The sequence below is a fragment of the Bacillus sp. LQ01 genome (genome assembly GCF_057624735.1).
The window spans coordinates 41,573-65,229 of the sequence record NZ_JBYEZL010000002.1 but is presented as its reverse complement, the minus strand read 5'-3'; the positions used below and the strand labels follow the sequence as shown (position 1 = coordinate 65,229).

The 23,657-nt window shown below is 33.8% G+C and carries 25 protein-coding genes, 1 pseudogene and 1 riboswitch; of the genes and pseudogenes, 9 read left to right on the top strand and 17 right to left on the bottom strand.

Annotated elements, in window-relative coordinates:
* Positions 1-175: 175 nt before the first annotated feature.
* A riboswitch (TPP riboswitch) is annotated at positions 176-277 on the top strand.
* Positions 278-363: 86 nt separating this feature from the next.
* The gene (gene thiT, locus AC22L0_RS12625) at positions 364-1,032 is read left to right on the top strand and encodes an energy-coupled thiamine transporter ThiT (RefSeq protein ID WP_001246585.1); all 669 of its coding nucleotides are present in this window, start codon (positions 364-366) and stop codon (positions 1,030-1,032) included.
* A gap of 208 nt (positions 1,033-1,240) precedes the next feature.
* Here thiT and AC22L0_RS12620 read toward each other — a convergent pair whose 3' ends face one another.
* The 6 genes from AC22L0_RS12620 to AC22L0_RS12595 form a co-directional block, all read right to left on the bottom strand.
* Complete coding sequence (locus AC22L0_RS12620; protein WP_087967184.1) at positions 1,241-3,091, bottom strand: sensor histidine kinase; 1,851 nt, start codon at positions 3,089-3,091, stop codon at positions 1,241-1,243.
* A complete protein-coding gene (locus AC22L0_RS12615) occupies positions 3,088-3,777 on the bottom strand; it encodes a response regulator transcription factor (RefSeq protein ID WP_000041848.1) in 690 nt (229 codons plus the stop codon). Before AC22L0_RS12615 ends, AC22L0_RS12620 begins: the two co-directional genes overlap by 4 nt.
* 39 nt (positions 3,778-3,816) lie before the next feature.
* A complete protein-coding gene (locus AC22L0_RS12610; protein WP_487272286.1) occupies positions 3,817-4,437 on the bottom strand; it encodes a class D sortase in 621 nt (206 codons plus the stop codon).
* 89 nt (positions 4,438-4,526) lie between these two features.
* Positions 4,527-5,018, bottom strand: a complete 492-nt coding sequence (locus tag AC22L0_RS12605; protein ID WP_000728023.1) for an LPXTG cell wall anchor domain-containing protein — start codon at positions 5,016-5,018, stop codon at positions 4,527-4,529.
* Positions 5,019-5,197: 179 nt separating this feature from the next.
* Positions 5,198-5,530, bottom strand: coding sequence for a hypothetical protein (locus AC22L0_RS12600; protein ID WP_000415619.1), 333 nt, complete (start codon positions 5,528-5,530; stop codon positions 5,198-5,200).
* Positions 5,531-5,713: 183 nt separating this feature from the next.
* Complete coding sequence (locus AC22L0_RS12595) at positions 5,714-5,929, bottom strand: hypothetical protein (protein ID WP_002001286.1); 216 nt, start codon at positions 5,927-5,929, stop codon at positions 5,714-5,716.
* Positions 5,930-6,090: 161 nt separating this feature from the next.
* Here AC22L0_RS12595 and hpt point away from each other — a divergent pair, with 161 nt between their 5' ends.
* Entirely contained in the window at positions 6,091-6,618 is a 528-nt protein-coding gene (hpt, locus tag AC22L0_RS12590; RefSeq protein WP_001019298.1) for a hypoxanthine phosphoribosyltransferase, read from the top strand.
* A gap of 175 nt (positions 6,619-6,793) precedes the next feature.
* The gene (locus tag AC22L0_RS12585; RefSeq protein ID WP_000167895.1) at positions 6,794-7,696 is read left to right on the top strand and encodes a diacylglycerol/lipid kinase family protein; all 903 of its coding nucleotides are present in this window, start codon (positions 6,794-6,796) and stop codon (positions 7,694-7,696) included.
* Between the two features lie 40 nt (positions 7,697-7,736).
* Here AC22L0_RS12585 and AC22L0_RS12580 read toward each other — a convergent pair.
* Positions 7,737-8,081, bottom strand: a pseudogene (locus AC22L0_RS12580) (DUF2199 domain-containing protein); the annotation flags it as partial.
* Positions 8,082-8,165: 84 nt separating this feature from the next.
* On the opposite strand from AC22L0_RS12580, the gene AC22L0_RS12575 reads away from it, so the two are divergent.
* The gene (locus AC22L0_RS12575) at positions 8,166-9,149 is read left to right on the top strand and encodes an Rpn family recombination-promoting nuclease/putative transposase (RefSeq protein ID WP_487272285.1); all 984 of its coding nucleotides are present in this window, start codon (positions 8,166-8,168) and stop codon (positions 9,147-9,149) included.
* A 40-nt stretch (positions 9,150-9,189) separates the two neighbouring features.
* Here the strand turns inward: AC22L0_RS12575 and AC22L0_RS12570 are convergent, their stop codons facing one another.
* From AC22L0_RS12570 to AC22L0_RS12540, 7 genes are all read right to left on the bottom strand, one after another.
* Positions 9,190-9,948 carry a DUF4262 domain-containing protein gene (locus AC22L0_RS12570; RefSeq protein WP_487272284.1) on the bottom strand — a complete coding sequence of 253 codons (759 nt, stop codon included), beginning with the start codon at positions 9,946-9,948 and terminating at the stop codon, positions 9,190-9,192.
* Positions 9,933-10,202: a hypothetical protein gene (locus AC22L0_RS12565; protein ID WP_000970753.1), complete on the bottom strand. Its 270-nt coding sequence runs from the start codon at positions 10,200-10,202 to the stop codon at positions 9,933-9,935. The genes AC22L0_RS12570 and AC22L0_RS12565 overlap by 16 nt, the downstream gene beginning before the upstream one ends.
* Before the next feature lie 294 nt (positions 10,203-10,496).
* Positions 10,497-10,676: a hypothetical protein gene (locus AC22L0_RS12560; RefSeq protein WP_001986677.1), complete on the bottom strand. Its 180-nt coding sequence runs from the start codon at positions 10,674-10,676 to the stop codon at positions 10,497-10,499.
* A gap of 109 nt (positions 10,677-10,785) precedes the next feature.
* A complete protein-coding gene (locus AC22L0_RS12555) occupies positions 10,786-11,385 on the bottom strand; it encodes a DedA family protein (protein WP_061654854.1) in 600 nt (199 codons plus the stop codon).
* A complete protein-coding gene (locus tag AC22L0_RS12550) occupies positions 11,385-11,963 on the bottom strand; it encodes a class I SAM-dependent methyltransferase (protein ID WP_001176053.1) in 579 nt (192 codons plus the stop codon). Before AC22L0_RS12550 ends, AC22L0_RS12555 begins: the two co-directional genes overlap by 1 nt.
* A gap of 142 nt (positions 11,964-12,105) precedes the next feature.
* On the bottom strand, positions 12,106-14,064 hold the full coding sequence (locus AC22L0_RS12545) for an ABC transporter permease (RefSeq protein ID WP_087967179.1): 1,959 nt from the start codon (positions 14,062-14,064) through the stop codon (positions 12,106-12,108).
* Positions 14,051-14,821, bottom strand: coding sequence for an ABC transporter ATP-binding protein (locus AC22L0_RS12540; RefSeq protein ID WP_000859655.1), 771 nt, complete (start codon positions 14,819-14,821; stop codon positions 14,051-14,053). The genes AC22L0_RS12545 and AC22L0_RS12540 overlap by 14 nt, the downstream gene beginning before the upstream one ends.
* Positions 14,822-15,127: 306 nt before the next feature.
* On the opposite strand from AC22L0_RS12540, the gene AC22L0_RS12535 reads away from it, so the two are divergent.
* Positions 15,128-16,000 (top strand): AraC family transcriptional regulator, encoded by an 873-nt coding sequence (locus AC22L0_RS12535; RefSeq protein WP_087967177.1) that lies wholly within the window; start codon positions 15,128-15,130, stop codon positions 15,998-16,000.
* Between the two features lie 44 nt (positions 16,001-16,044).
* Here the strand turns inward: AC22L0_RS12535 and AC22L0_RS12530 are convergent, their stop codons facing one another.
* Genes AC22L0_RS12530 through AC22L0_RS12520 form a run of 3 tightly spaced genes read right to left on the bottom strand, consistent with a single transcriptional unit; the run spans position 16,045 to position 17,614 of the window.
* Positions 16,045-16,683 (bottom strand): SdpI family protein, encoded by a 639-nt coding sequence (locus tag AC22L0_RS12530; RefSeq protein WP_000820680.1) that lies wholly within the window; start codon positions 16,681-16,683, stop codon positions 16,045-16,047.
* 23 nt (positions 16,684-16,706) lie between these two features.
* Positions 16,707-17,345: an SdpI family protein gene (locus AC22L0_RS12525; RefSeq protein ID WP_087967176.1), complete on the bottom strand. Its 639-nt coding sequence runs from the start codon at positions 17,343-17,345 to the stop codon at positions 16,707-16,709.
* Positions 17,342-17,614, bottom strand: a complete 273-nt coding sequence (locus tag AC22L0_RS12520) for an autorepressor SdpR family transcription factor (RefSeq protein WP_001070526.1) — start codon at positions 17,612-17,614, stop codon at positions 17,342-17,344. Before AC22L0_RS12520 ends, AC22L0_RS12525 begins: the two co-directional genes overlap by 4 nt.
* 209 nt (positions 17,615-17,823) lie before the next feature.
* On the opposite strand from AC22L0_RS12520, the gene AC22L0_RS12515 reads away from it, so the two are divergent.
* From AC22L0_RS12515 to AC22L0_RS12500, 4 genes are all read left to right on the top strand, one after another.
* Positions 17,824-18,519, top strand: coding sequence for a response regulator transcription factor (locus tag AC22L0_RS12515; protein WP_000276738.1), 696 nt, complete (start codon positions 17,824-17,826; stop codon positions 18,517-18,519).
* Between the two features lie 2 nt (positions 18,520-18,521).
* On the top strand, positions 18,522-19,544 hold the full coding sequence (locus AC22L0_RS12510; RefSeq protein ID WP_000765341.1) for a sensor histidine kinase: 1,023 nt from the start codon (positions 18,522-18,524) through the stop codon (positions 19,542-19,544).
* Between the two features lie 94 nt (positions 19,545-19,638).
* Positions 19,639-21,618: an ABC transporter permease gene (locus AC22L0_RS12505; RefSeq protein ID WP_098567805.1), complete on the top strand. Its 1,980-nt coding sequence runs from the start codon at positions 19,639-19,641 to the stop codon at positions 21,616-21,618.
* Positions 21,619-21,686: 68 nt separating this feature from the next.
* Positions 21,687-23,642, top strand: coding sequence for an FtsX-like permease family protein (locus AC22L0_RS12500; RefSeq protein ID WP_098395253.1), 1,956 nt, complete (start codon positions 21,687-21,689; stop codon positions 23,640-23,642).
* Positions 23,643-23,657: the final 15 nt, after the last annotated feature.

The window sequence follows — 23,657 nt, the reverse complement described above, 5'->3', positions numbered from 1 at the left end:
GAATGATAATTATTTTCAAAAAAATTATACCACACCCAATTTCTCTTGTACTATACCCTTTTGCTTCATATTTATTAACATTTCGCTACAATTCTATTTCAATTATTGTCATACTGTATTCGTTTGCCATTCTCATCCATTTCGCTTACAATAAACAATAGCAAATAAAGAATCTCGTTATCACTGGGGGAGCCATGCCGCTGAGAGGGAACACTTCGTTCCGACCCTTCGAACCTGTTAGTTAATGCTAACGCAGGGATTGTGCAAACGTCCGAAATACATACCTCATTTTTATTTACGTATTTCGTATCCTCCTATGATATCTATTCTTTTTTGTACAACTTGGATTTAGGGGGAGACAACATGCGTAACACCAATTTACAAGCGATGATCGAATCTGCTATTCTTGCAGCCTTCGCCATGATTATCGATATTTTACCATTATCACTTAAACTTCCAACAGGCGGTTCTATCTCATTCGCTATGATTCCTATTTTTATTATTGCTTACCGCTGGGGCTTTAAATCAGCTTTCTTAGGTGGTTTAGTTTGGGGACTATTACAAATAGTCGTGGGGGATGCTTATATTTTAACACCTGTTCAAGCATTCATTGAGTACTTCATTGCCTTTGCTTTTATCGGATTTGCTGGCTTATTCTATCGTCCAATTCAAAAAGCACTTTTAACGTCTAATGAAAATAGTGAAGAACATTCAAGTTTAGGTAGTCGCAATGAAAAACCTTCAGCAAAACAAAACCATGGTAAGAAAATCCTTGTTTACATTATCCTTGCTACATTTGTCGGTAGCTTTGCTCGCTATTTCTGTCACTTTATTGCCGGTATTATTTTCTGGGGACAATATGCGCCGAAAGGTCAATCAGCTGTGTTATATTCATTAATCGTAAATGGAAGTACAATGCTTGGTTCTTTTATTTTATGTACAGTTTTACTTATATTTTTATTCCTCACTTCCCCACGCTTATTCAAAAGCATCAGTGCTTATCAAATGAATACACAAAAAAAGGGCGCTTAATGAGCGCTCTTTTTTCATATCGTAATATTAATTAAAAATACAATAAATGCGCAAAAGAAAATAAATACCATTATACTTAGCCAATTGCTATGCACGGTTCATCGACTCCTTACATAACCTCATTTTCTAACCAGATTATATCGCTTAAAAATAAAGATTAGGTAAAGATAATATGAAAATAAATTAAAAAAAGCGTAGCATGCATTATCTACGCTTTTTTCGGTAAGTAAAAGTAAAATAATACACCGTCTTCTGTATTTTTCACTCCATATTCAGCATCGTGTAATTCTAAAATATTTTTAGAAATAGCAAGCCCAAGTCCCGTCCCACCTTGTGAACGCTGACGAGCTGTATCCACTCGATAAAAACGATCCCAAATTTTATCTAATTGTTCTTCTTCAATGTGAGTACCTTTATTTTCAATGCACACTTTTATACGATCCTTCTCATCTATTGTAGAAATAATAATATCTTCTTTATTTGGTGTATAACGTATGGCATTCGTAATGAAGTTAACGATGACTTGTTCAATCCGGCCTTGATTTGCAATCACTTCAAATGAATGTATATTTTTATGAACATGAAGTTCTTTTTTCTCTATTTCCACAGATAGATGTTCACATATATCTTCAATTACTGTATCAATATAAAACGAAGACTTTTTCATTTTATATGTACCAGATTCAAATTTAGCTAACTCAAGCATATCCAAAATTAAAGTATCCATTTTGTCTACTTCTCTCTCCATCGCTTGAAAATAATACTCTTTTTTATGCTCAGCTACCCCGTCTTTTAAAATGGAAATACAACTTTTCATAATACTTAGCGGTGTTTTTAATTCATGCGAAACACCAGAAATGAATTCTTTCCGTGTATTTTCTAACTTTCTTTCCTTTTCAATATCTTCTTCTAACTGTCCAATATGGGAATGGAGTTTATTTGATAGCACATTAATATTTTTCGATAAATCTCCAATTTCATCTTTTGAAGTAATCGGTATTTTTTCTGTAAAATCTAATTGTGCTATTTTCTTCGTCGTATCATTTATTTTTAATAACGGTTTGGCAATTTGTTTTGAGTAATAGAACGAAGCTAAAAAAATAAGAACAACTACAAATGCAATGATATAGATATAGTAATCTTGCACCATTTGTACAGCTTCATCTACGGGCTGTAAAGAAGCCATCGCATAAATATATGTTACTGATCCGTCTTTTTCTATTGGCTTGATTAATAATTTATATTTAATATCATTTTTTTCATAGTCCATTGTTTGTGTTGTATATTGTATGGGCTTGCTCTCTTTTAATAATAAATTAGTTTGAAATTCTTTTATGCTATCTAAGAAGATGCCATTTTTATAAATTGGATTCACAGGACCTTTTACATCTGGTAACTGTACTTTTGTAACACGTCCTCCTATGTAAACATTTAATTCTTGAGCAGCTTGCTCCTGAACAGCTGGTTTCTTTTCCTTAACAAGTTGTTCCTCAACTGCTCTCTTTTTCTCCTCATTTAATTTGCTCATTTTCTCATTAAATGCTTTTTCTAACGGTTTATTAGATCCACTTAAATTCTGCTTAGATAAAGAAAAAGAGAATGGAATAAAACTATCTTCTTTTCTCACTCCAGAAAAATAAATTTCTTGCCCTAAAAACTGCTCTGATAATTTATTATCAATTTCCTCTATATTGACGAGATTACCTAAGGGAATTTTAAATATTTGTTGTCCAAAGCTCTTTTGTTGCCTACGATCTATCGTTACTTCAAAATAAAAATCATCTGCATGTTTTAAATTCCCGTTCTTATCTAATGTCGTAATCCACGTATTATTTTCTCTTAAAAAGTCTTGCTCTAGTTTCTGAATTTCTTCTGCATTTCCTGCATAATTTAAATAATTCTTCTCAAAAGAATTTAAATTCACTTTAATATCTTCCACTTTTCGATTCGCATAATATTGTTTAAAAAATATCGTTTGTCCAATAAATATCGTCGCTAAAATCAACATACATAATGCTGTTGTAAGAGTAAATAATTTTAGTACAATTCCTTTCTTCATACATTCCCCTCAAATTTATAACCAGTTCGTACTACAGTTGTAATATACTTTGCTTTCTCTCCTAATTTATTTCTTAAATTACGAATATGGCTATTCACCGTTCGATCATCGCCAGCAAATTCATATCCCCAAATTCTTGAAATGAGTTGCTCTCGCGTTAAAACGATTCCTTGATTTTTCATGAAATACACCAATATTTCAAACTCCGTATGCGTTAAACTAACATCTGCCTCATCAACAGTAACAGTACGCGACGGAAAATGGACATGGATGCCATGAATCGATAACGTATCATCTTCGTTCTCTAAAGGTTTCTTCGATGCTTTTCTACTTTCTAATAATCGTTTCGCTCTTGCTAATAAAATTGGAGGACTATACGGCTTCGTCACATAGTCATCTGCTCCAAGTTCAAAACCAAGTAACGTATCGTCTTCATCTACACGCGCCGTCAGCATAATAATAGGCACCTCGGACGTCTTCCTAATCCTTCGGCAAACAGACCATCCATCGAGTTCTGGCAACATGATATCTAAAATAACTAAATCAACCTCTTCTTCTTCAAATACAACTAAAGCCTCTTTCCCGTCCCTCGCTTCAAACACTACATATTGTTCACTTAAAAAATAATCTTTTAATATTTCACGTAATATGTCTTCATCTTCAACAATTAAAATGTTTTTTGACATAACTTATATATCCCCCTCTCGCTTTCAGAAACTATAATTTCACTTTGAATAACTGCCAGTTAACTTCGCCTCGATAATATATCTATCTGGTGCATCCCCTATATAATCAAATGGGTAACAAGTTGTCAGTGTTAATATCGGTTCTTCTTTTTTTATAATAACAGTACGATCATCCGCATGAGTAATCCATGTCTTTTGAATTTCATATGTGTACGTTTTATTATCATACTCTAAAACAAGGGTATCCTTTTCTTTCAACTCTTCTAAATCTGTAAATACAGTATCTCGATGTCCACTCAGTACAGTATGTCCCCCTCCAGATGGAGTTGTCGTTAAATCACTAACGAACATACCCACTCCTTTTTTCAAAGTCGTATCATCTGCTCCCCAATATATAGAAAACTTCTTCTTTATTTTCGGTATGTTTAACATCGCTACCTTTTCTCCTTCTTTATTTTCTGTTTGAGAAGAAGGCACTTGAGAAGTTACAGGTGTTTCATGAGAAAGTTGAGTATCTTGTATATTTTTAAGGCTCTTTATTTCTTCTGCCGTTAATTGCCCGGCAGAGCTTCTTCCTTTATACCATTCCACAGCATAATAGGATCCCATGAATAGCCCTATAGCCATCAATATGATACCGATATAATTGAGTAACTTCATTCTTCATTCCTCCATGCCAAAAATGGTAGGAGTAACCTACCATTTTTAATATATGAAATTATCCCATTCTTTATAGGAAAATATTTTATTTACGCTTGAATCTTATTGCGACGATTCAAACCAAATAATGTACCTACCGCTACAAGACATGCACTTAATCCCATCATTGCTACATTATTTGATGCTGTATTTGGTAATTTTTCACCTTGTACAACTGGCTTTGCTTCTTCTTTTTTAGCTACTTCATTCTTTTGCTCGGCTTTTATCGCTGCTTCTTTTTTAGCCATATCGTTTTTTAACTGTTCTTGCGCTATTCTCTTTTTCTCTTCTTCACTTTTTTTCTCAGCTTTTATTGTTTCCTCTTTTTTAGCCATATCATTTTTTTCTTGTACTTGTGCTGCTTGCTTTTTCTCTATTTCACTTTTTTGCTGTTCCTTAATTGCTTCTTCTTTTTTAGCTTTATCCTGTTGTACTTGCGCTTCTTCTTCCTTTGTTACTGTTCCAGTATCCGCACTCGCTACTGAAGAATATCCTACTGTTAAAAGTGCCATTGCACAAATTGGTAATAGTTTCTTTTTCATTTTCACTCTCTCCTTATATTTTATTCACATCTACTCGCATCGGATGTATTACTAGAATAAGCAAGAGATATAAATATAAGATGCAGATGAAATATATTTCATTTAAAGATTTCATTGTAGAAAAAGAAAAAAACATCGCAATATGTACGATGTTTTTTTCGGGTGTGTGTCTCAATTATTTACATGTTACTTTCGCGTGATTTGGAAGTAGAACGGGCCGGAGCGATAACTAATTGTCTCGGCTCAGTTTTCTTGAAGTGATTTTTGACGTTACACTTACGACGTTGAACAACCCACGCTTTAATAGGGTTTGTTAAAATAATCTTTTGCTCTTCGTTAGGGGCCTCTTCTTCAATCTTACAACTCTCGCTCCATTTATTCCATTTCATTGTAAATTTAGAAGAAGAATGATCATTTTCACGATCAAACAAGTGCAAAAAATCCATTTTTCCATCTAGCATTACGGTGTTACTAGTCGCTAAAAAAGAAAAGGTCGTCCAACGTTTCTCCATGCCCTCCTACTCCTTTTTCACATATAGAGTGCCTAAAACTTAATTTACCTAAAATATGCTTGCCTTTTACCTTACACCCATAGTTTATCCAAAATGCTCTTATGCAACTATCGATTTGCCTTACAACTACCTTACATTTTTGTAAGAAACAAAAAAACCTTCACTCTATATAATGAAGGTTTCTCACTTTTTATCTATATGATCTCTCATATCATCAAGTCCAGCTTCTTTTAGCTGCGACATCATACCATGCGAAATTGCTCCTAACACTAAAGTCATTCCAATTAATGAAATACGAATCGCAGGTACATCAATTACGTAAGCCAACAGGCCAAGAACAATTGTTAAAAGTAATGCTTTTATAAATGTTACACTTGTGTACTGTTTCTTCTTCATCATATTCACCCTTCATGGAAGCGTTTTCTTAATACACTTAGTATATCATATCATCAGATGATTTTGTCATTATCTTTGTAAAAAATTACTATCTCCTTTGACTTTTTCTATTCTATCCTTTACAGTCGAAATGTTCATAAGTTTTACACTGTAGGAGGATTACAATGAATATTGAAATAAAAGACACTTTAATTTCTGAAGAACAATTACAAGCAAAAGTTAAAGAATTAGCACTTCAAATCGAACGTGACTTTGAAGGAGAAGAAATCGTAGTTATCGCAGTATTAAAAGGTTCATTCGTATTTGCTGCTGATTTAATTCGTAACATCAAAAATGATGTAACAATTGACTTTATTTCTGCATCTAGCTACGGAAATCAAACAGAAACAACAGGAAAAGTGAAACTACTAAAAGATATCGACGTAAACATTACTGGGAAAAACGTAATTGTTGTAGAAGATATTATCGATTCTGGTTTAACACTTCATTTCCTAAAAGATCACTTCTTTATGCATAAACCAAAAGCACTCAAGTTCTGTACATTACTTGATAAACCAGAACGTCGTAAAGTAGACTTAACAGCTGAATATGTTGGCTTCCAAATTCCAGACGAATTCATCGTTGGATACGGTATCGACTGTGCGGAAAAATATCGTAACTTACCATTCATTGCTTCAGTTGTAACGGAATAATCGTATAACTTAAAAAATCGATAGTACATAAAATGTATATCGGCGATTTTTTAAATATATCGCCTTACCGACAATAACTGACAATCTTAGCACCCAATTAATAGGGAGAAGCTGTTCTAAAATACATGGGAACAGCTCCTTTCTTTCCATTACAAACTACAGGGAGAGATGAAATATGACAAAGACAAAATTTGAAAAAGTACTCCTCATCGTAAATCCGAAAGCTGGTCAAGGTGACTTACATACAAATTTAACGAAAATCGTACCACCTCTTGCCGCAGCTTTTCCTGATCTACATATCCTTCATACGAAAAAACAAGGTGATGCAACAAAATATTGCCAAGAGTTTGCTAGTAAAGTAGATTTAATTATCGTCTTTGGTGGTGATGGAACAGTATTTGAATGCACAAATGGCTTAGCACCTCTCGAAACTAGACCTACACTTGCAATCATTCCAGGTGGAACTTGCAACGACTTCTCTCGCACACTTGGTGTTCCGCAAAACATTGCAGAAGCGGCAAAACTTATTACAAAAGAACATATAAAACCAGTTGACGTTGCAAAAGCAAATGAACAACATTTCTTAAACTTCTGGGGCATTGGACTCGTATCTGAAGTATCAAACAATATCGATGCAGAAGAAAAAGCAAAGCTTGGTAAAATCGGTTACTATTTAAGCACAATTCGAACTGTAAAAAATGCTGAAACATTCCCGGTAAAAATTACTTATGACGGACAAGTATATGAAGACGAAGCTGTCCTTGTCATGGTTGGAAATGGTGAATATCTTGGTGGTATTCCATCCTTTATTCCGAACGTAAAATGTGATGACGGAACACTTGATATTTTCGTAGTCAAATCAACAGGTATTCAAGCATTTAAAGATTACATCGGAAAGAAACTATTTGAAGACTCAAATGAAAATGACATCTTCCACGTAAAAGCGAAATCCATTCATATTGAAACGAAAGAAGAAAAAGAAGTAGATACAGATGGAGAAAGCTCGCTTCATACACCTTGTCACATTGAATTATTACCAGGACACTTTACGATGATTTATAATCCTGCGGTTGTGTAATAAAAAAACGAGTGCTAGCACTCGTTTTTTCTCTTCTAATCTAGTTATATTGTTGGATCATTTCCTCTATTTCTTTAACTCTCTCTAAAGTAATTCCATTTCTTTGTTCGATCGCTAAAGGATGCTCGGTTGGCTCTAATTCAACATACGGTGCCATTCCAACTTCTCTTATATGTACATTTGTTTTTAAATTTAATGTTTCTGGATAAACTGGTATTTCTACAGATAACCAACCAAAATAAGGATCACTATTTTCTCGGCCTCTCTCATCCCACTTTTCTAATACTTCATCATAACTTTCTTTACTAAGTGATACCCACACAGTCCATATGAAATTTTCGTGGTAGTCAATTATAGGAATCTCTAAACATCCTCTAATAAAATAGAAGAATGGCTTGTTTGCATACTCTAGTTCTTTTTATGTACAATGAAGGAAAGAAGCACCTTCATATAAGGGAGAGGACAAACTTTGTTCAACCAACAGTTAGTTAATTTACGCATTGATTTTGCATTTAAACAATTGTTTGGTACGAATGGTAGCGAAGATATTCTAATTGCATTTTTAAATGCTATGTTACAAGAGTCTTTAGAGTCGCCCATTGCTTCTCTACAACTAGAAGATCCACATTTACACAGGGAATATGAAGAGGATAAGTTATCTATTTTAGACATTTCAGCAACATTAGACACAGGAACAAAAGTCAATGTAGAAATACAACTCAATAATAATCACGATATGGTTAAACGCAGTTTATATTATTGGGGAAGACTATACACATCTCAACTACAAAAAGGGATGCCCTACAGTGCACTTCACAAAACCATCACCATAAACTTACTAAACTTCGTAATGTTTTCGGAACACCCAGCCTTCCATACAACAAGCATATTATGGAATACACAACAACAAAAACTCCTGAGTGACGACATTGAAATCCACATTATAGAAATTCCAAAGTTAACTGAACAATGGCATGAAGAAAAAGTAAATCCGTGGAAAGATCCATTTGTTCGTTGGCTTTTATTGCTTTCAGCAAATGAGGATGAGCACTTAACTAAACTATTGGAGGATATTGCTATGAACCAAGACCCTATTTTACAAAAAGCGATAAATAAATGGGAACGTATGAGTCAAGATTCATCTTTCCGACAAGCCTATGACGCAAGGGAGAAAGTTTTAATGGATGAAGCAGCAAAATTCGCCCATGCAGAGACAGAAGGAATAAAAAGAGGAATGGAACAAGGGATGAAACAAGGAATTAAAAAAGGCATTGAACAGGGCATTGAACAGGGCATTGAACAGGGCATTGAACAAGGTCGAAAAGAAGGAGTTCAGCAGGGAAAAATTCAAATGATTAAAAATATGTATGATCTTGGTATACCACTTGAAACGATTGCTAAGGCAAGTAAATTAAGTTTGCATGAGATTGAGCATATTTTAGGACATAAATAGTGATAAAAAAAGAGCTTGAATAGTTTCAAGCTCTTTTTTATCAACTCTCCTCAATATCATCCAATTGAGTCTTATAACATTCATCACACTCTGGCCTCGTAGGAAGAATCCCTCTTTCATCAGGTAATAAAACCCTCAAAACTTCTCGATCCATCTCTACGAAAGACTTCATAATAATGGGATATCCTTCAATAATATTCGTATACTCAATCCCTTGTTCAAACTTTTTTCCGCTCTTTATTTCTTCTATTATGGTACAAAAAACACTATGCGCGACTTCAGGATCCATATTTAATGCTATTTGTAAATCTTGATGATTAAAGTTATCTCTTAGACCATGCGTATGATAATTAGCATGGATGCCATCAATATCTTTTGCTAATATGCTATGCATGTACCATCCATACTCTTGTAGCATATTTTCTTCCCATTCATCTGCATCCTCTTCTAAATCTTCATCAAACAAATTCGAATCATACCACACGTCCTCGTAATCTCCAGCAATTAAAAATCTCCAACCAGGTGGTAACCCTAAATACTTCTTTATTTCAGGTGCCCATTCATCAATATGTTGAACGTGTAAAGGAAGAAAGAAATCTTCTTCTGTCCCCATTTCTTCACCAGCCCAAATGTGCCAACCTGTCGTTCCGTTTTCTATAGGCATTCGTAACCCATTAATCGGAGCGATACCATCTTTCACATTTTGCGCTATTCCTAATTTCAAGTCATTCGGAGATTCTACATACTCCGCTTTATATTTATCACATATACTCCTCTGTTCTTTTATGTATTTTTCCATCCTTTTAGCACACTCCCCAATTTTTGAAAGATAGATTTCTTTGCCGAAGCACTCTCTAACTTCCATACCCCACACGGATTATAAAATGGATCCTCTTGTTCATATATATCAATTTCAAAGCCAATCTCTTTCTCCTTATGGTGCATAACATTTCCCGCTAATATATAGTTACTTTTACTCACAACTTCTTGTATTAATTCTGTTCTATCTTTCCATAAACCAGGTACTCCAATAACGATTTGTGTCTCCATCATATGCACTCCACTTCTCATCTATTTTCAATCTATTCTTTCAATCTTCCAAACTAAATTAGCTGGGATATCTTTCTCTAAAAAGGTTAACATCCATACAGTTTAGGCATCCTACTATGATTAAAATCTCCAAATATAACACTCCATGTGTACATTTATATTTATTTTCGTTTACATACTATTGTTATTCATAATCCATTTTAGCTAATAAACAAACGAAAGAGAACTAGGTGGATTAATGTTTACTTAAAAATAAAAAGTCCGAAACTATATAAAGTGATTTCGGACTTTTTATTTTTAAAATATTAAATTACATTTCGAACAAAAAGGAGCTGAATTTCCTCTTCTAATTTTCGTATCACATTTTGGACAATATACATATCGTTCCTCTACCTTTTGTCGTTCTATCATGTGTAAGGATACTATTTTCATACTGCACATAATTCCAATTAAGATAAGGCTAAAAATGAGTAGCACAACGCTCTTCCTCCCTTAACTAATTACCTATATTTTACCATTAAATAAAGATAATTTTATACTTATAATCCTATCTTGTCCTTCATACTGGAAGAAACTTTCTTTACTTCTATTTACTCATCAGTGTGATTCTTTTTTTTCTATATAAATAAAGAATACCTGTAACTATAAAAACAATCACGCCAAAATACACACCATATTCTATCGCGATCGCTACAATACTTTCAATATGTTGTCCAAATAAAGCACCGAGCACAAAGTAAACGAGTGTCCAAACAAATCCTGTCATATAAGAATACAAAGCATACGTCTTAAATGACATGTTATTCATTCCAACTAAATACGGTACGATATGTCTTACAACTGGTATGAAGTAACTTGTGACTAACGCATAATGACCATACTTCTCTACCATTTGTTGAGATTTCAAAAGATATTTCGCCTTTTTCTTTTTCATTAGCTTATCAAGTACTTTCGTACCAAATATTTTCCCTAATATATAACCTAAAGAAAGCCCAGATACAACACCTAAATATGTTAATAAAAATGCAGGAATGACACTTAATATCCCTAGTGAAGATACAAAGCCACCACTCATTACGATCATTTCGTCTGGAATTGGCATACCAATAATACCTAACCATAAACAGAAAAATAATGCCCAATAACCGTATTGTTCAATATAAGATAATAATTCATGTAATTCCATTATGCATATGCTCTCCTTAGCTCTTTTTTACAGCTAAAGACATACGCTGGTGGGAAATTGAGCCACACTTTCTCTAGCGTAATTTCAGGAAAGAAGTGCTGTATAAATCCTTTTTTCACAAGTGAATATTGAAATGTAATAAATTCACCATTCTCATGTATCCCTTCCATTACATTGTTTAAAATACGCTTTGAAACTTCTTCTGGTAAAGAGGTAAAAGGTAATCCCGATAAAACGTAATCCACGCATTCTATATTGAGATCTTCTATATACTTTTTTATATTTTCGGCTGAACCGTGTACAACAATGACGTTCTGCTCATCTTTAAATTTTCTCTTTAGTTCCTTGCAAAACACTTCATTAATTTCAATAAGAAGAAATATTGTTTCCTTCTTCTTTCTCTTCATAATTTCTTTCGTAAAGACTCCTGTACCAGGACCTAACTCTACAATGCATTTCGCTTTATTAAAATCAATTACATCTACCATTTTCTTTGCTAATATTTTTGAACTTGGCGCAATTGCACCAGTATGTTTCGGATGTTTAATAAATTCATGTAAGAATGTTATGAGTTGCATATAAACCTCTCCTCATTCGTTCAATAGTTTTTAACTTGTTTCTAAGTATAACTATTATTTCTTAACAAAAATTGAGGAGATTTCTTAAGATTTTATGAAGAATAAAAAAACAGCTATCGCCTCTAGCGATAGCTGTCCCTTATTACTTCGCACTCACGATCTTATAATAAGAACGAACCGTTAAGAAGTAATATCCAATATAAATCGCGCCGTATACTCCGATACTAATTAGAAGCGGAATCATAATTTCAAATGGTAATATATTTGATAAACCTTTTAGTGCAAATAGGCTGTGTAAAATACCAATTACTAACGGAATAGCAAAGATAAAGCTCACTTGTTTTGCGATAGCTCTCTTCATCTCTTGCTTCGTTACACCAATTTTATGAAGAACAACGTAACGATCATGGTCAGCACTTGCTTCTGTTAATTGTTTAAAGTAAATGATTGAGCCTGTTGCTAATAGGAATACTAATCCTAAGAATAACCCAATAAACATCATTAAGCCTGTTGTTTCAAGCCCCATTTGGAATCCTGTATAGAAATCGTTAAATGGTTTTAAAACTTCTGATTCTCCAGCTGGCATAATGCTTGCTAATTTTGCTGTTAACTCTTTACTATTTCGCTCACCTTTTACATCAATATTTTTTACAGTACGCGTTTCGTTTACTTGTTTCACTTGCTCATATGTTTTATCAGGAACGATTACAAATAGTTCATTTAAATTTGTAAGGCTTCTATTATTTACACCTTTAATTTTTAATTCTTTTAATTCTTTTGACTCGTTTCCAACAGGGAATACAGCTGTATTTCCTGTATAAAGAGGACCAAAATCAAGTTTCTCAATATATAAGCTATCATATACGAAAGCTTCATTCGCACTTAAATTTACAGGTTCTACATCTAAATGTTTCACAAGTGTATTAAAGCTTGATTGAGAAATAAGCTGGTACTGATTCGTAACATTATAGTGTGTGTTCAGAACTTGATCAGCTCTTTCACCTTTAAATGTTCCCTTCACAGGAATCATTTCAACTTCTGATTCATATGTGACTGGGTGATTATTCTTCTCTCCAGCAAGTATTTCATTTACTTTTTTATCTAATGCTGCATCTTTTTTCTCATAGGAATAACTATACGGCGCAGCAACTTTTGATTGCGTAAATGTGTTGTAATACATCGTAACTGACGTACCAACCGCTGTTAATGTTACCGCACTTAAAATAGAAATTGTCGCAAGTGATTTTGCATTTCCTTTAATACGATATAGTAGCTGTGACGTCGTTACCATATTCATACCGTTATAAAACGATGATTTATTATTTCTTGCACGTTTCAATACAAATACTGTGAAGAACATGAACAGTAAATAAGTCCCTGCTACTGTCGCTAATAAAATATATAATGCAACGACCATAAAGTCTGCATACATAACTGCTTTCATGTACATTAATGCTAAAAAATAACCTGAACCGATTAAGAAAACTGAAATTAATGCCATGATGACAGATCCTTTTGGCATTGCTTCTCCTTCACGTTCTGCACGGAAAAGTTCAATTAACTTAAAGCGATAAATTAAACGATATCCTTGAAGTGATGTATATAAAATAATCACAAAGAAAATAATTGCTGTATCAATAATGGCAGCCATCGGTACTTCAAAATGAACGTTTAAATTTAATCCCATCATATTTACTAATAACTCAAGGAATAATTTTGAAAGGACACTACCGATAGCAATCCCAATTACTAATGACATTAATCCCATTAACATATTTTCATAAAAGAGCATTTTACCAATTTGTCTTTTACGAATACCTAATAAGGAATAGAGTCCAACTTCTTTTTTACGTTTACGTGTAAAGAATCCGTTCGAATATATAATAAACACTGCTACGAAGATGATAAGCATCACACTTGAAACTTGGAACGCTCCGCTAATCTTTTTAGAAGCTTCTGCTGCTTTTTCCATTTGTGAATTATATTGCAGTGCTTTAAATGTAAAATAAATAACGATACTAAAAATCATAGATGCAAAATATACAAAGTAGTCTTTAAAGTTCCGCTGTATGTTGCGGAGGGCAATGCTAGATAAGGTCATCAGCCATACCTCCAGAAATAGAAGACATTACGTCAACAATTTTTTGGAAGAACTGTTTACGCGTCGATTCACCGCGGTGTAATTCTTTATATAGTTCACCATCTTTAATGAAAATAACTCGTTTACAATAACTTGCTGCAAACGCATCGTGCGTTACCATTAAAATTGTTGAGTTATCATATTCATTTAACGACTTCATACTTTCAAGTAAATCTGTTGCAGATTTAGAATCAAGTGCTCCAGTTGGCTCGTCTCCGAAAATCATACTTGGATTCGTAACAATTGCACGCGATGCTGCACAGCGCTGCTTCTGTCCACCAGATACTTGATATGGGAACTGACTTAAAATATGATCAATACCGAATTTCTTTGAGATTTCAAGAACGCGGCGATCAATCTCACTCGCTTTCACCTTTGATAACGCAAGTGGTAAAGCGATATTCTCTTTCACCGTTAACGTATCTAATAAGTTATAATCTTGGAAAATGAAACCTAAATGATCACGGCGGAATAACGCTAACTTATCATCATTCATCTTTACAATATCTTTTCCATCAATTAAAATTTCACCGTTCGTCGCATTATCAATTGTAGAAAGAACATTTAGTAAAGTCGTCTTACCAGAACCAGAAGGTCCCATAATTCCAACGAACTCACCTTCTTTTACTTGTAAGTTAATACCTTTTAACGCTGCAAATTTATTCCCACCCGTGTCGTACACTTTTTCAATATTTTTTGCTTCTAACACTGTTTTCATCTCGACATCCCTCATTTCTTCTATTCTCTATTTTCAACTATATACACTCTCTACTCTTGCCACTATCGATGTTTCTTACACAAACATGACAGTTATGTAAGACGCATAAGTAAAGATATAAAAATTTAACCTACTGAACAAAAGTACTTTGTTACTATAACATTGGGATATCATACCATCCATTCATTCTCCTTACAGGAACATTACAATTTTGTAAGGTTAAAAATGTCCCCTACAAAGTTGTGCACGAAATGTCGGATGGAGCTATTTCGTTCCTGCTATTCTATGTACAGAGGAGGTCATAATATGGATTCACTTAAAAATATGAATACTGCAATGCGCTATATTGAAGATAACCTTACGAATGAAATTGTTTTTAAAGAAGTTGCGAGGCTAGCTCTCTGTTCTGAGTATCACTTTAAAAGAATGTTTTCGTTTTTAGCAGGTATATCACTATCTGATTATATTCGCTGTAGACGTCTTACTCTCGCTGCCTTTGAACTAAAAAATAGCGATGCAAAAGTCATTGATGTCGCTATAAAATATGGCTACAACTCACCAGATTCATTCGCTCGTGCATTTCAAAACTTGCACGGTATAACACCTTCAGAGGCCCGAAATAGTAGCCATTCTTTGAAGGCTTATTCACCAATGACCTTCCAATTGTCCATTCAAGGAGGAAATGAAATGAACTATCGAATTGAAGAAAAAGAGCCATTTCGAATTATAGGTATTACAAAACGAGTACCAATCGTTTTTAACGGTGTAAATGAAGAAATTGCTTCTATGTGGAAAAGTTTAAACCCAGATTCTATTCAAACATTAAAGTCCCTTTCAAACATTGAACCTACTGGAATTATTAGTGCTTCTACTAACTTTTCTGAAGGAAGAATGGAGGAAAAAGGCGAACTCGATCACTACATTGGAGTAGCCACAACAAAGGATTGTCCAGAGCAGTTTAAACAGCTTGAAGTTACTGCTTCAACATGGGCTATATTCGAAGCTGTCGGTCCATTTCCTGATGCATTACAAAATGTATGGGGACGTATTTATTCTGAATGGTTCCCTTCTTCGAACTATGAACTAGCGGAAGGACCGGAGATATTGTGGAATAAACAGAAAGATATATCTTCTCCAAACTTTAAAAGTGAAATTTGGATACCGGTTTTGAAGAAGTGATAAAAAACAAAGCTGCTCTTCCCTAAAAGGAAAAGCAGCTTTATTTACATTTTCAACTCTTCTTTATAAATACTATATGACTTTATTGTTGATACGATAATGCATATTAATATGATTCCAATCCCTATAAAAATATTAAATGGATCTGGAAGCAAAGCCCCGGCATATATACAAAGTGAACCTATTACAAATACCCTCGAAGCAAATCTATGTGTTTTCCTCCAAACTACAGGATTTTCTAATGTCCAGTCCATTCGAATGCCTACTAACCCGTTTGGCTTCGTTTGTTGCATGTAATTACCTAGTACAAGAAACAATGTTCCAAGTCCAAAATTAAATGCAATTGAGCCCGATGCAATATAATTAGACGCTGCTAATAGCGCAAATAAGTTACAGCCGAATCCTATCAAAAGAATAGCATAACGGATTGCGGAAAGGACTTTAGCATGCTGTTTATACTTATCTTTCGTTACGTCAATATACCCAAGAGCTAGCCATATCAAATACAGCAACATCATGCTTCCTATTGAAACAGAACTTGCTTCTACTTTAGAAAAATATCCATCTACTACTCCTGCTGCATTATAATGGCGTGGAATTTGTTCTGGTAAATATGGCCATACAATATACCATCCAATTACAATGCCAATAATTAAACTCCATGGTAATACGTGTCTTTTCATCCTCTCTCCCCCATAATTTTTTATTAGGCCCCTATTTCTTTTTTATAAGCAATATATGAATATCCCATTGTTAATCCTACTGCACCAATAATAATTCCAACCATTACGAAAGATTTCCACGTTACTGGTACAAAAACACTTAGAATCATAATAACTCCTAATACAACAAACACCTTCCCACTAAAACGGTGTGTCTTTCTCCATACTTCCTCGTTACTTAATGTCCACGGTGTTTTTATACCTACAAAGTAATTTGGTTTACATTGTGGTAAATAGTTTCCGATGATTATAAATAAAAGACCAACAAGAATATATGGTGTACTATTCATTGGAATGTCATAACCTAATCCAGCTCCAATTCCAATGATACTTACTAAAAATAATAGGAATAATACGCTATAATTTATTACATTATACCCTTTAGAAAATTTCTCATAATTCTCATGCTTAGGATCTATCTTAGGCAATAAAGTCAATAAAGCATATATAAAAACCATAACTGCAACATCCAAAATCATCATGCCCATTTTTGACATACGCCCATCTACCTCACCAGACACATTCCAATGACTCGGAACCTCTCCCGGTAAATGCGGCCACGCGATGCACCATGCAATAATCGTTAAAGCTATTAATAGTAACGGAAATATATGCTTTCTCATTTCCCCTCTTCCCCCTTATTCGTAAATGTAAACACCCAAGTCAACAAATCTTGAAAGACCGTTGTGTTTAAAGAGTACACAACGAATTGCCCTTTCTTTTCATCTTGAATAAGTTCAGCATTTTTAAGTGCGTTTAAGTGGTGTGAAATACTTGGTTTTGTCATATTGAAATGTTCAGCGATCTCACCAGCGGTTAGATCACCTTCTTTTAATAAGTCTAAAATTTTTCGCCTTGTTGGATCTGCTAATGCTTTGAATGCTTGATTCAATGTCTTTCTTCCTTTCGATAATTAGACATTTAGATACTTATCTAAATGTTAAAATGATTTCAGTTGATTGTCAATTATATACGAGGCCCTTTTTACTTTTCTCACTTTTATCCTATACTGTTTACTAGCTTATCTTTCAACATAATGAAAAGACTTGAAACACATGATACACTATAGCTACAATTGTTTTTCTGAGGAGGAATATACATATGTATAAAATTTTAATCGTTGAAGACGATCCAAATATTTCATCATTACTGCAATCTCACATTCAGAAGTACGGTTATGAAGCTGTTGTTGCAGAGAATTTCGATGATATTATGGAATCGTTTAACGCTGTGAAACCACATCTTGTTTTACTTGATGTAAACTTACCGAAATTCGATGGTTTCTACTGGTGCCGTCAAATTCGTCATGAATCTACTTGTCCAATTATTTTCATTTCAGCGCGTGCTGGTGAGATGGAACAAATTATGGCAATTGAAAGCGGTGCGGATGATTACATTACAAAACCATTCCACTACGACGTTGTAATGGCAAAAATTAAAGGACAATTACGCCGTATTTACGGTGATTATGCACCAAATATTTCTGAACGTATCGTTGAAGTAGAAGGTTTAAAACTATTCCCAGAACGTCCTGAAATTCACTTCGGATCTGAACAAGTTCTTTTAACGAAAAAAGAAGCTATTTTAGCTGAAATGTTATTATCTAAATTCCCTCGTACAGCAAGCCGTGAAGATTTATTAGCTGCGCTTTGGGATGACGAAAGCTTCGTTGAAGAAAATACATTAAACGTAAACATTACGCGTCTTCGTAAAAAGTTTAATGAGCTTGGTATTGAGAACTCTATTGAAACAGTACGTGGACTTGGATATCGCTTTAACGCAACTTGGAGTGAATAAGCATGAAGCTATTTTTACGTGATCATTTTGCATTTTTCCTACTGTACGTTTTAAACTTCGGTATCATTTTCGTTCTTTATGATGCAGTAGATGGATTTCAAAACAATAAATTTTATTTCGTCGTTTTAAGTTTATATTTATTTATTTGTTTCCTCGCTTACCGTTACGTTCGCAATCGTAGAATGTACCATAGATTAAGCGAGCAACCAGAAAAAATGGAAGATGCGTTTATTGAAAGAGCAACTGCTCCGATGCCTCACGGTGTCAATGAACTCGTGCGTACGCAGTACCGCCTCTTCCAAAAAGAACTACAATCGTATGAAGTAAAACAACAAGAACATCAATTATTCATTAACCACTGGGTACATCAAATGAAGACACCTGTTTCTGTTATGCAGCTTATGGTGCTAGAAATGGAAGACGAGCATTTAATTCCAAAGTTTAAAAAAGAATTAGAGCGTCTAAACCAAGGGCTTGATATGGCTTTATACATGGCTAGGTTAAATAACTTCCATGAAGATTTCCATGTTGAGACGATTTCATTAAAAGATACGGTAACAAAAAATATTAACGGATTAAAAGAACTATTCATTCGTAATGGTGTCTTCCCTGTTTTAGAAGTCCATTCTGATTTAAAAGTTGCTTCTGATGCGAAATGGCTAAAATTTATCATCTATCAGTTAATGACAAATGCTGTTCGTTACTCTGGTGAGCGCGGAAAGAAAGTTTTCTTATCTGCTTACCGAAACGGAAAGGATATTATTTTAGAAGTTCGTGATGAAGGTGTTGGTATTCCGCAAGAAGATATTCGAAGAGTATTTGAACCATTTTACACTGGGAAAAACGGTCGCGCATTCGGAGAATCTACTGGTATGGGGCTTTATATTGTAAGTAAAATTTGTGATTATTTAGGTCACTCTGTCAAACTAGATTCTGAAGTTGGTAAAGGAACGACGATTAAAATCATCTTCCACAACGCTGCAAATAATCAAGCAGAACATACGGAGAAGGTGACCGAAGCATGATCGTAACATATGCAAGCAAAATGTATGAGAACACACTCTCATACATTTTTTGCAATACAACTACTTCTATATCTTCTAGCCGGAGGTATAATCTATGACATTTTGGCAATTTGCATTTAAAAACGTCACGCGCAACTCGAGAGCTTATTTTGCTTACTTTGTAAGTAGTTCCTTTTCCATTGCTGTGTTCTTTTCGTTTGCTGTTTACTTATTCCATCCGAAATTACAAAACTTTGACATGACCTCTGAAATTTCAGGATTAATGATATTTTCAGAAGTAGTAATTGTATTTTTCTCTTTCTTCTTTTTACTATATTCCATTGGTACTTTTTTAAAAGTTAGAAAAAAACAATTTGGTGTTTTGACCATTTTAGGAATATCAAGAAAACAATTACATCGTCTTGTTTTTATGGAGAATATGTTAATCGGGATTTTATCTATCTTTTTCGGCATGCAGTTTGGAGTTGTTTTTTCTCAATTTTTTTTATTAGTAACAGCCAAACTTACGCATGTTCCAGGAATATATTTATACGGTCCTACTAACGCGTTTATTTTAACAACCATTGTTTTCCTTAGTCTTTTTATCATTGTATCTGCATTCACACCAATGCTTATTCGTACAAAAAAAGCGGTACACCTTTTAAAAACAAATGGTGGAAAACAAAAAGAAAGAAAACCATCCATACTTGTTTCATTATTTGGTGCGATTTGTTTATTTGGTGGTTATGCGTTAGCTGGAAATCCTAAATATTTCGTATCAGTAAGCCCGCAAATCGGTGTTATATATATGGTTTCGAGTATTTTCGTTATCCCAATGCTTGTTACAATAGGAACATATTTTTTCTTTTCTCAAATTAGTTTCTTACTGATTTATATTTTAAAGAAAAGAAGAAGATTTTATATGAAACGGATTAATATGCTTTGGATTTCAGATTTAGCAAACCGTATTCGGACGAATATTAATATGCTTTTTATTGTAGCGATGCTCTCTACAATTGCTTTCACAATGATCACGTTCCTATATGGATTCGGGAAATTTATTAAGCTAGAGGTGAATAGAACTTCCCCTTTCCCAATTTCTTATTTCTCTTATGATGCGAACCCTTTTGTTACAGAGCATTTAAATTGGCTTGAGCAACAATTACAAAAAGAGCATTTCCCTTATCAAAAAATAAAAGCTGATATATATGAAACACCACTAAAAGAAGATAAAGATATAGCTATTTATAATGACGTATACGCAATTAAGCAAAGTGACTATAACAAACTTGCGAATTCTTTACGAATGAAACAACTATTTATGGATGATAACGAAGCATATGTGTTAACAGGGACATCTTATATCACCATATTCAACGAATTTGAGCAAAGCTACAATAGAGATTACATTACACTCTCTAGTACAAATACGAAATTAAGAGTTAAAGGCTATGAGCATGTAAACGCAATCCCATCTGACTTTTCATATCAAACGATAGTGTTGCCTGATGTTATCGTAAATAACTTACCTAACACCGTAAAACATATATCAGCATACAATTACAAAATTCAAAACTGGGAACAGACATATGAAATTGCTGATAATTTTATAGAAAAAGTGCAAAAAGATCGAAATAAATACCAGTATGAAGGGCCTCTTATTCGTTCCTTTGAATCAGCAGGATCGTTATACAAAATAACATCAAGTAGTGCCGCGTACTTCCTAATCGGGACATTTTTAGGAGTTATTTTCTTCATTGGAGCTGGTAGCGTTCTTTACTTTAGAATGTATACGGATTTGACGAACGAACAAGAGAAATATATAACGATTTCTAAAATCGGTGTAACAGATACAGAGATGAAACGATCTGCAACCATTCAACTTAGTATTTTATTTTTCATTCCGTACATTATGGCATCCATTCATACAATGTTCGCAACAAAAATGCTACAAGATGTAATTGGTTTATCTCTGTTCAAAGAAGTTTCAGCCGTTCTTATTATTTTTGGATTCGTTGAAATCGTATTTTTCTTATTCATTCGTTCACTTTATATGCAAAAATTATCACATTACACGAGTGGACAAAATATTTAAAACAAACTTGATGAAAAGAGTATCTCTCATACTCTTTTCATCTTCACCCTATTAGGAGGTTTAGGTGAATGACATTTTGGCAGTTTGCATTTAAAAACGTCACAAGAAACGCCAGAGCTTATTTCGCCTATTTTGTAAGCAGTGCGTTCTCCATCGCAATCTTTTTCTCATTTGCAGTTTATTTATTTCATCCTAAATTGCATATGACAGACGTGAATTTTTCTCTGAACATATTAATGACAATTTCAGAAGTTGTCATTGTGTTCTTTTCATTTTTCTTTTTACTGTATTCAATCGGGACGTTTTTAAAAGTACGAAAAAAACAGTTCGGGATTTTAACAGTGCTTGGCATATCTCAAAAACAATTAAAGCGACTCATATTTATAGAAAATATGTTAATTGGTGCTCTTTCTATATTTTTTGGCATTCAACTTGGACTTGTCTTTTCACAGTTCTTTTTGTTAGTTACCGCCAAAATTACACACGTACCTGGTTTATATTTATATCCGCCTACAAGTGCTATCGTTTTAACTATCATCATCTTTCTCGGCCTCTTCATTCTCGTATCATCTTTTACACCGATGCTCATTCGCACGAGAAAAGCCGTACGTCTTTTAAAAGAAGGAAAACAACAAAAAGAAAGAAAAGCATCCGTGCTCATCTCTCTATTTGGTGCGATCTGTTTAATATGTGGATATGCGTTAGCCGCAAATCCGCTGTATTTTATGTCGCTAGGTGACATAATTGGACTTTTATATGCCGTCTCTAGTATATTTGTCATCCCATCGCTTATTGCAGCTGGAACATACTTTTTCTTTTCACAAATTAGTTTTTTACTTATTCGTATTTTAAAAATGCGAAGAACGTTTTATATGAAACGAATTAATATGCTTTGGATTTCTGATCTAGCATCACGTATTCGGACGAATATTAATATGCTCTTTATTGTGGCGATGTTATCGACGCTCGCTTTTACAATGATTACATTCTTATATGGCTTCGGGAAATTTACAAAGTTTGATGCGATTAGACAAAATCCTTTCCCGTTTACTTATTTATCGCATACTGAAAATACGTTAGCTGATGAACATTTAAACTGGTTAGAGCAGAAATTTAATGAAGAGCACTTTACTTATACAAAATTTAAAACAGATATATATGAAGTATCTTCAGCTGAAGATAACACGCAGCTCTATTATGCCATTAAACAAAGTGACTATAATGTACTTGCTAAAGCGTTAAATTTGGAAAAACTCACGGTAAATAAGAATGAATCTTATATTCTTATGAAAGACTTAGATGATCAAGTTATTGGAACACTTCACAATAAAGAACAGAAAAATACTCTTACACTTACTCAAAACAATTTACAACTACAAGTGAAAGAATATAAAAGTTATAGCCCATTCCCAAACAGCTTAATATACCAATTACTCATACTATCTGATGAAAATGTAGAAGCCTTATCCACAGTTTCCAAACAAATGAGTGTATATAACTTCAAAGTTACAGATTGGGAAAAAGCACATAATATCGGTTCATCGTTTATAACAAAAATCCATAACGATAATGCAGCAATTCAAGCAGAGCATCCACCTTTCCATGCAAGTGAAGCGAGCGATTCTCTATATAAGACAAAACTAAATGTCGCTTCGTTCTTCTTAATTGGTACTTTCCTAGGAGTTATTTTCTTTATCGGTGCTGGCAGTGTTCTTTACTTCCGGATGTATACAGATTTAACAAATGAGCAAGAAAAATATATAACGATTACGAAAATCGGCTTAACTGAGACTGAAATGAAACGTTCAGCGACAATTCAGCTTGCGATTCTTTTCTTCGTACCTTACATTATGGCATCAATCCATACAATGTTTGCGACAAAGATGCTACAAGAAATATTACATCTCTCGTTCTTCGCTGAAATTACAGTCGTACTGTTGATTTTTGGAACAGTTGAAATTTTATTTTTCCTTTTAATTCGTTCCTTTTATATGCAAAAATTATCACAACACATTAAGTTTTAAAAAGTAGAAAGGTGA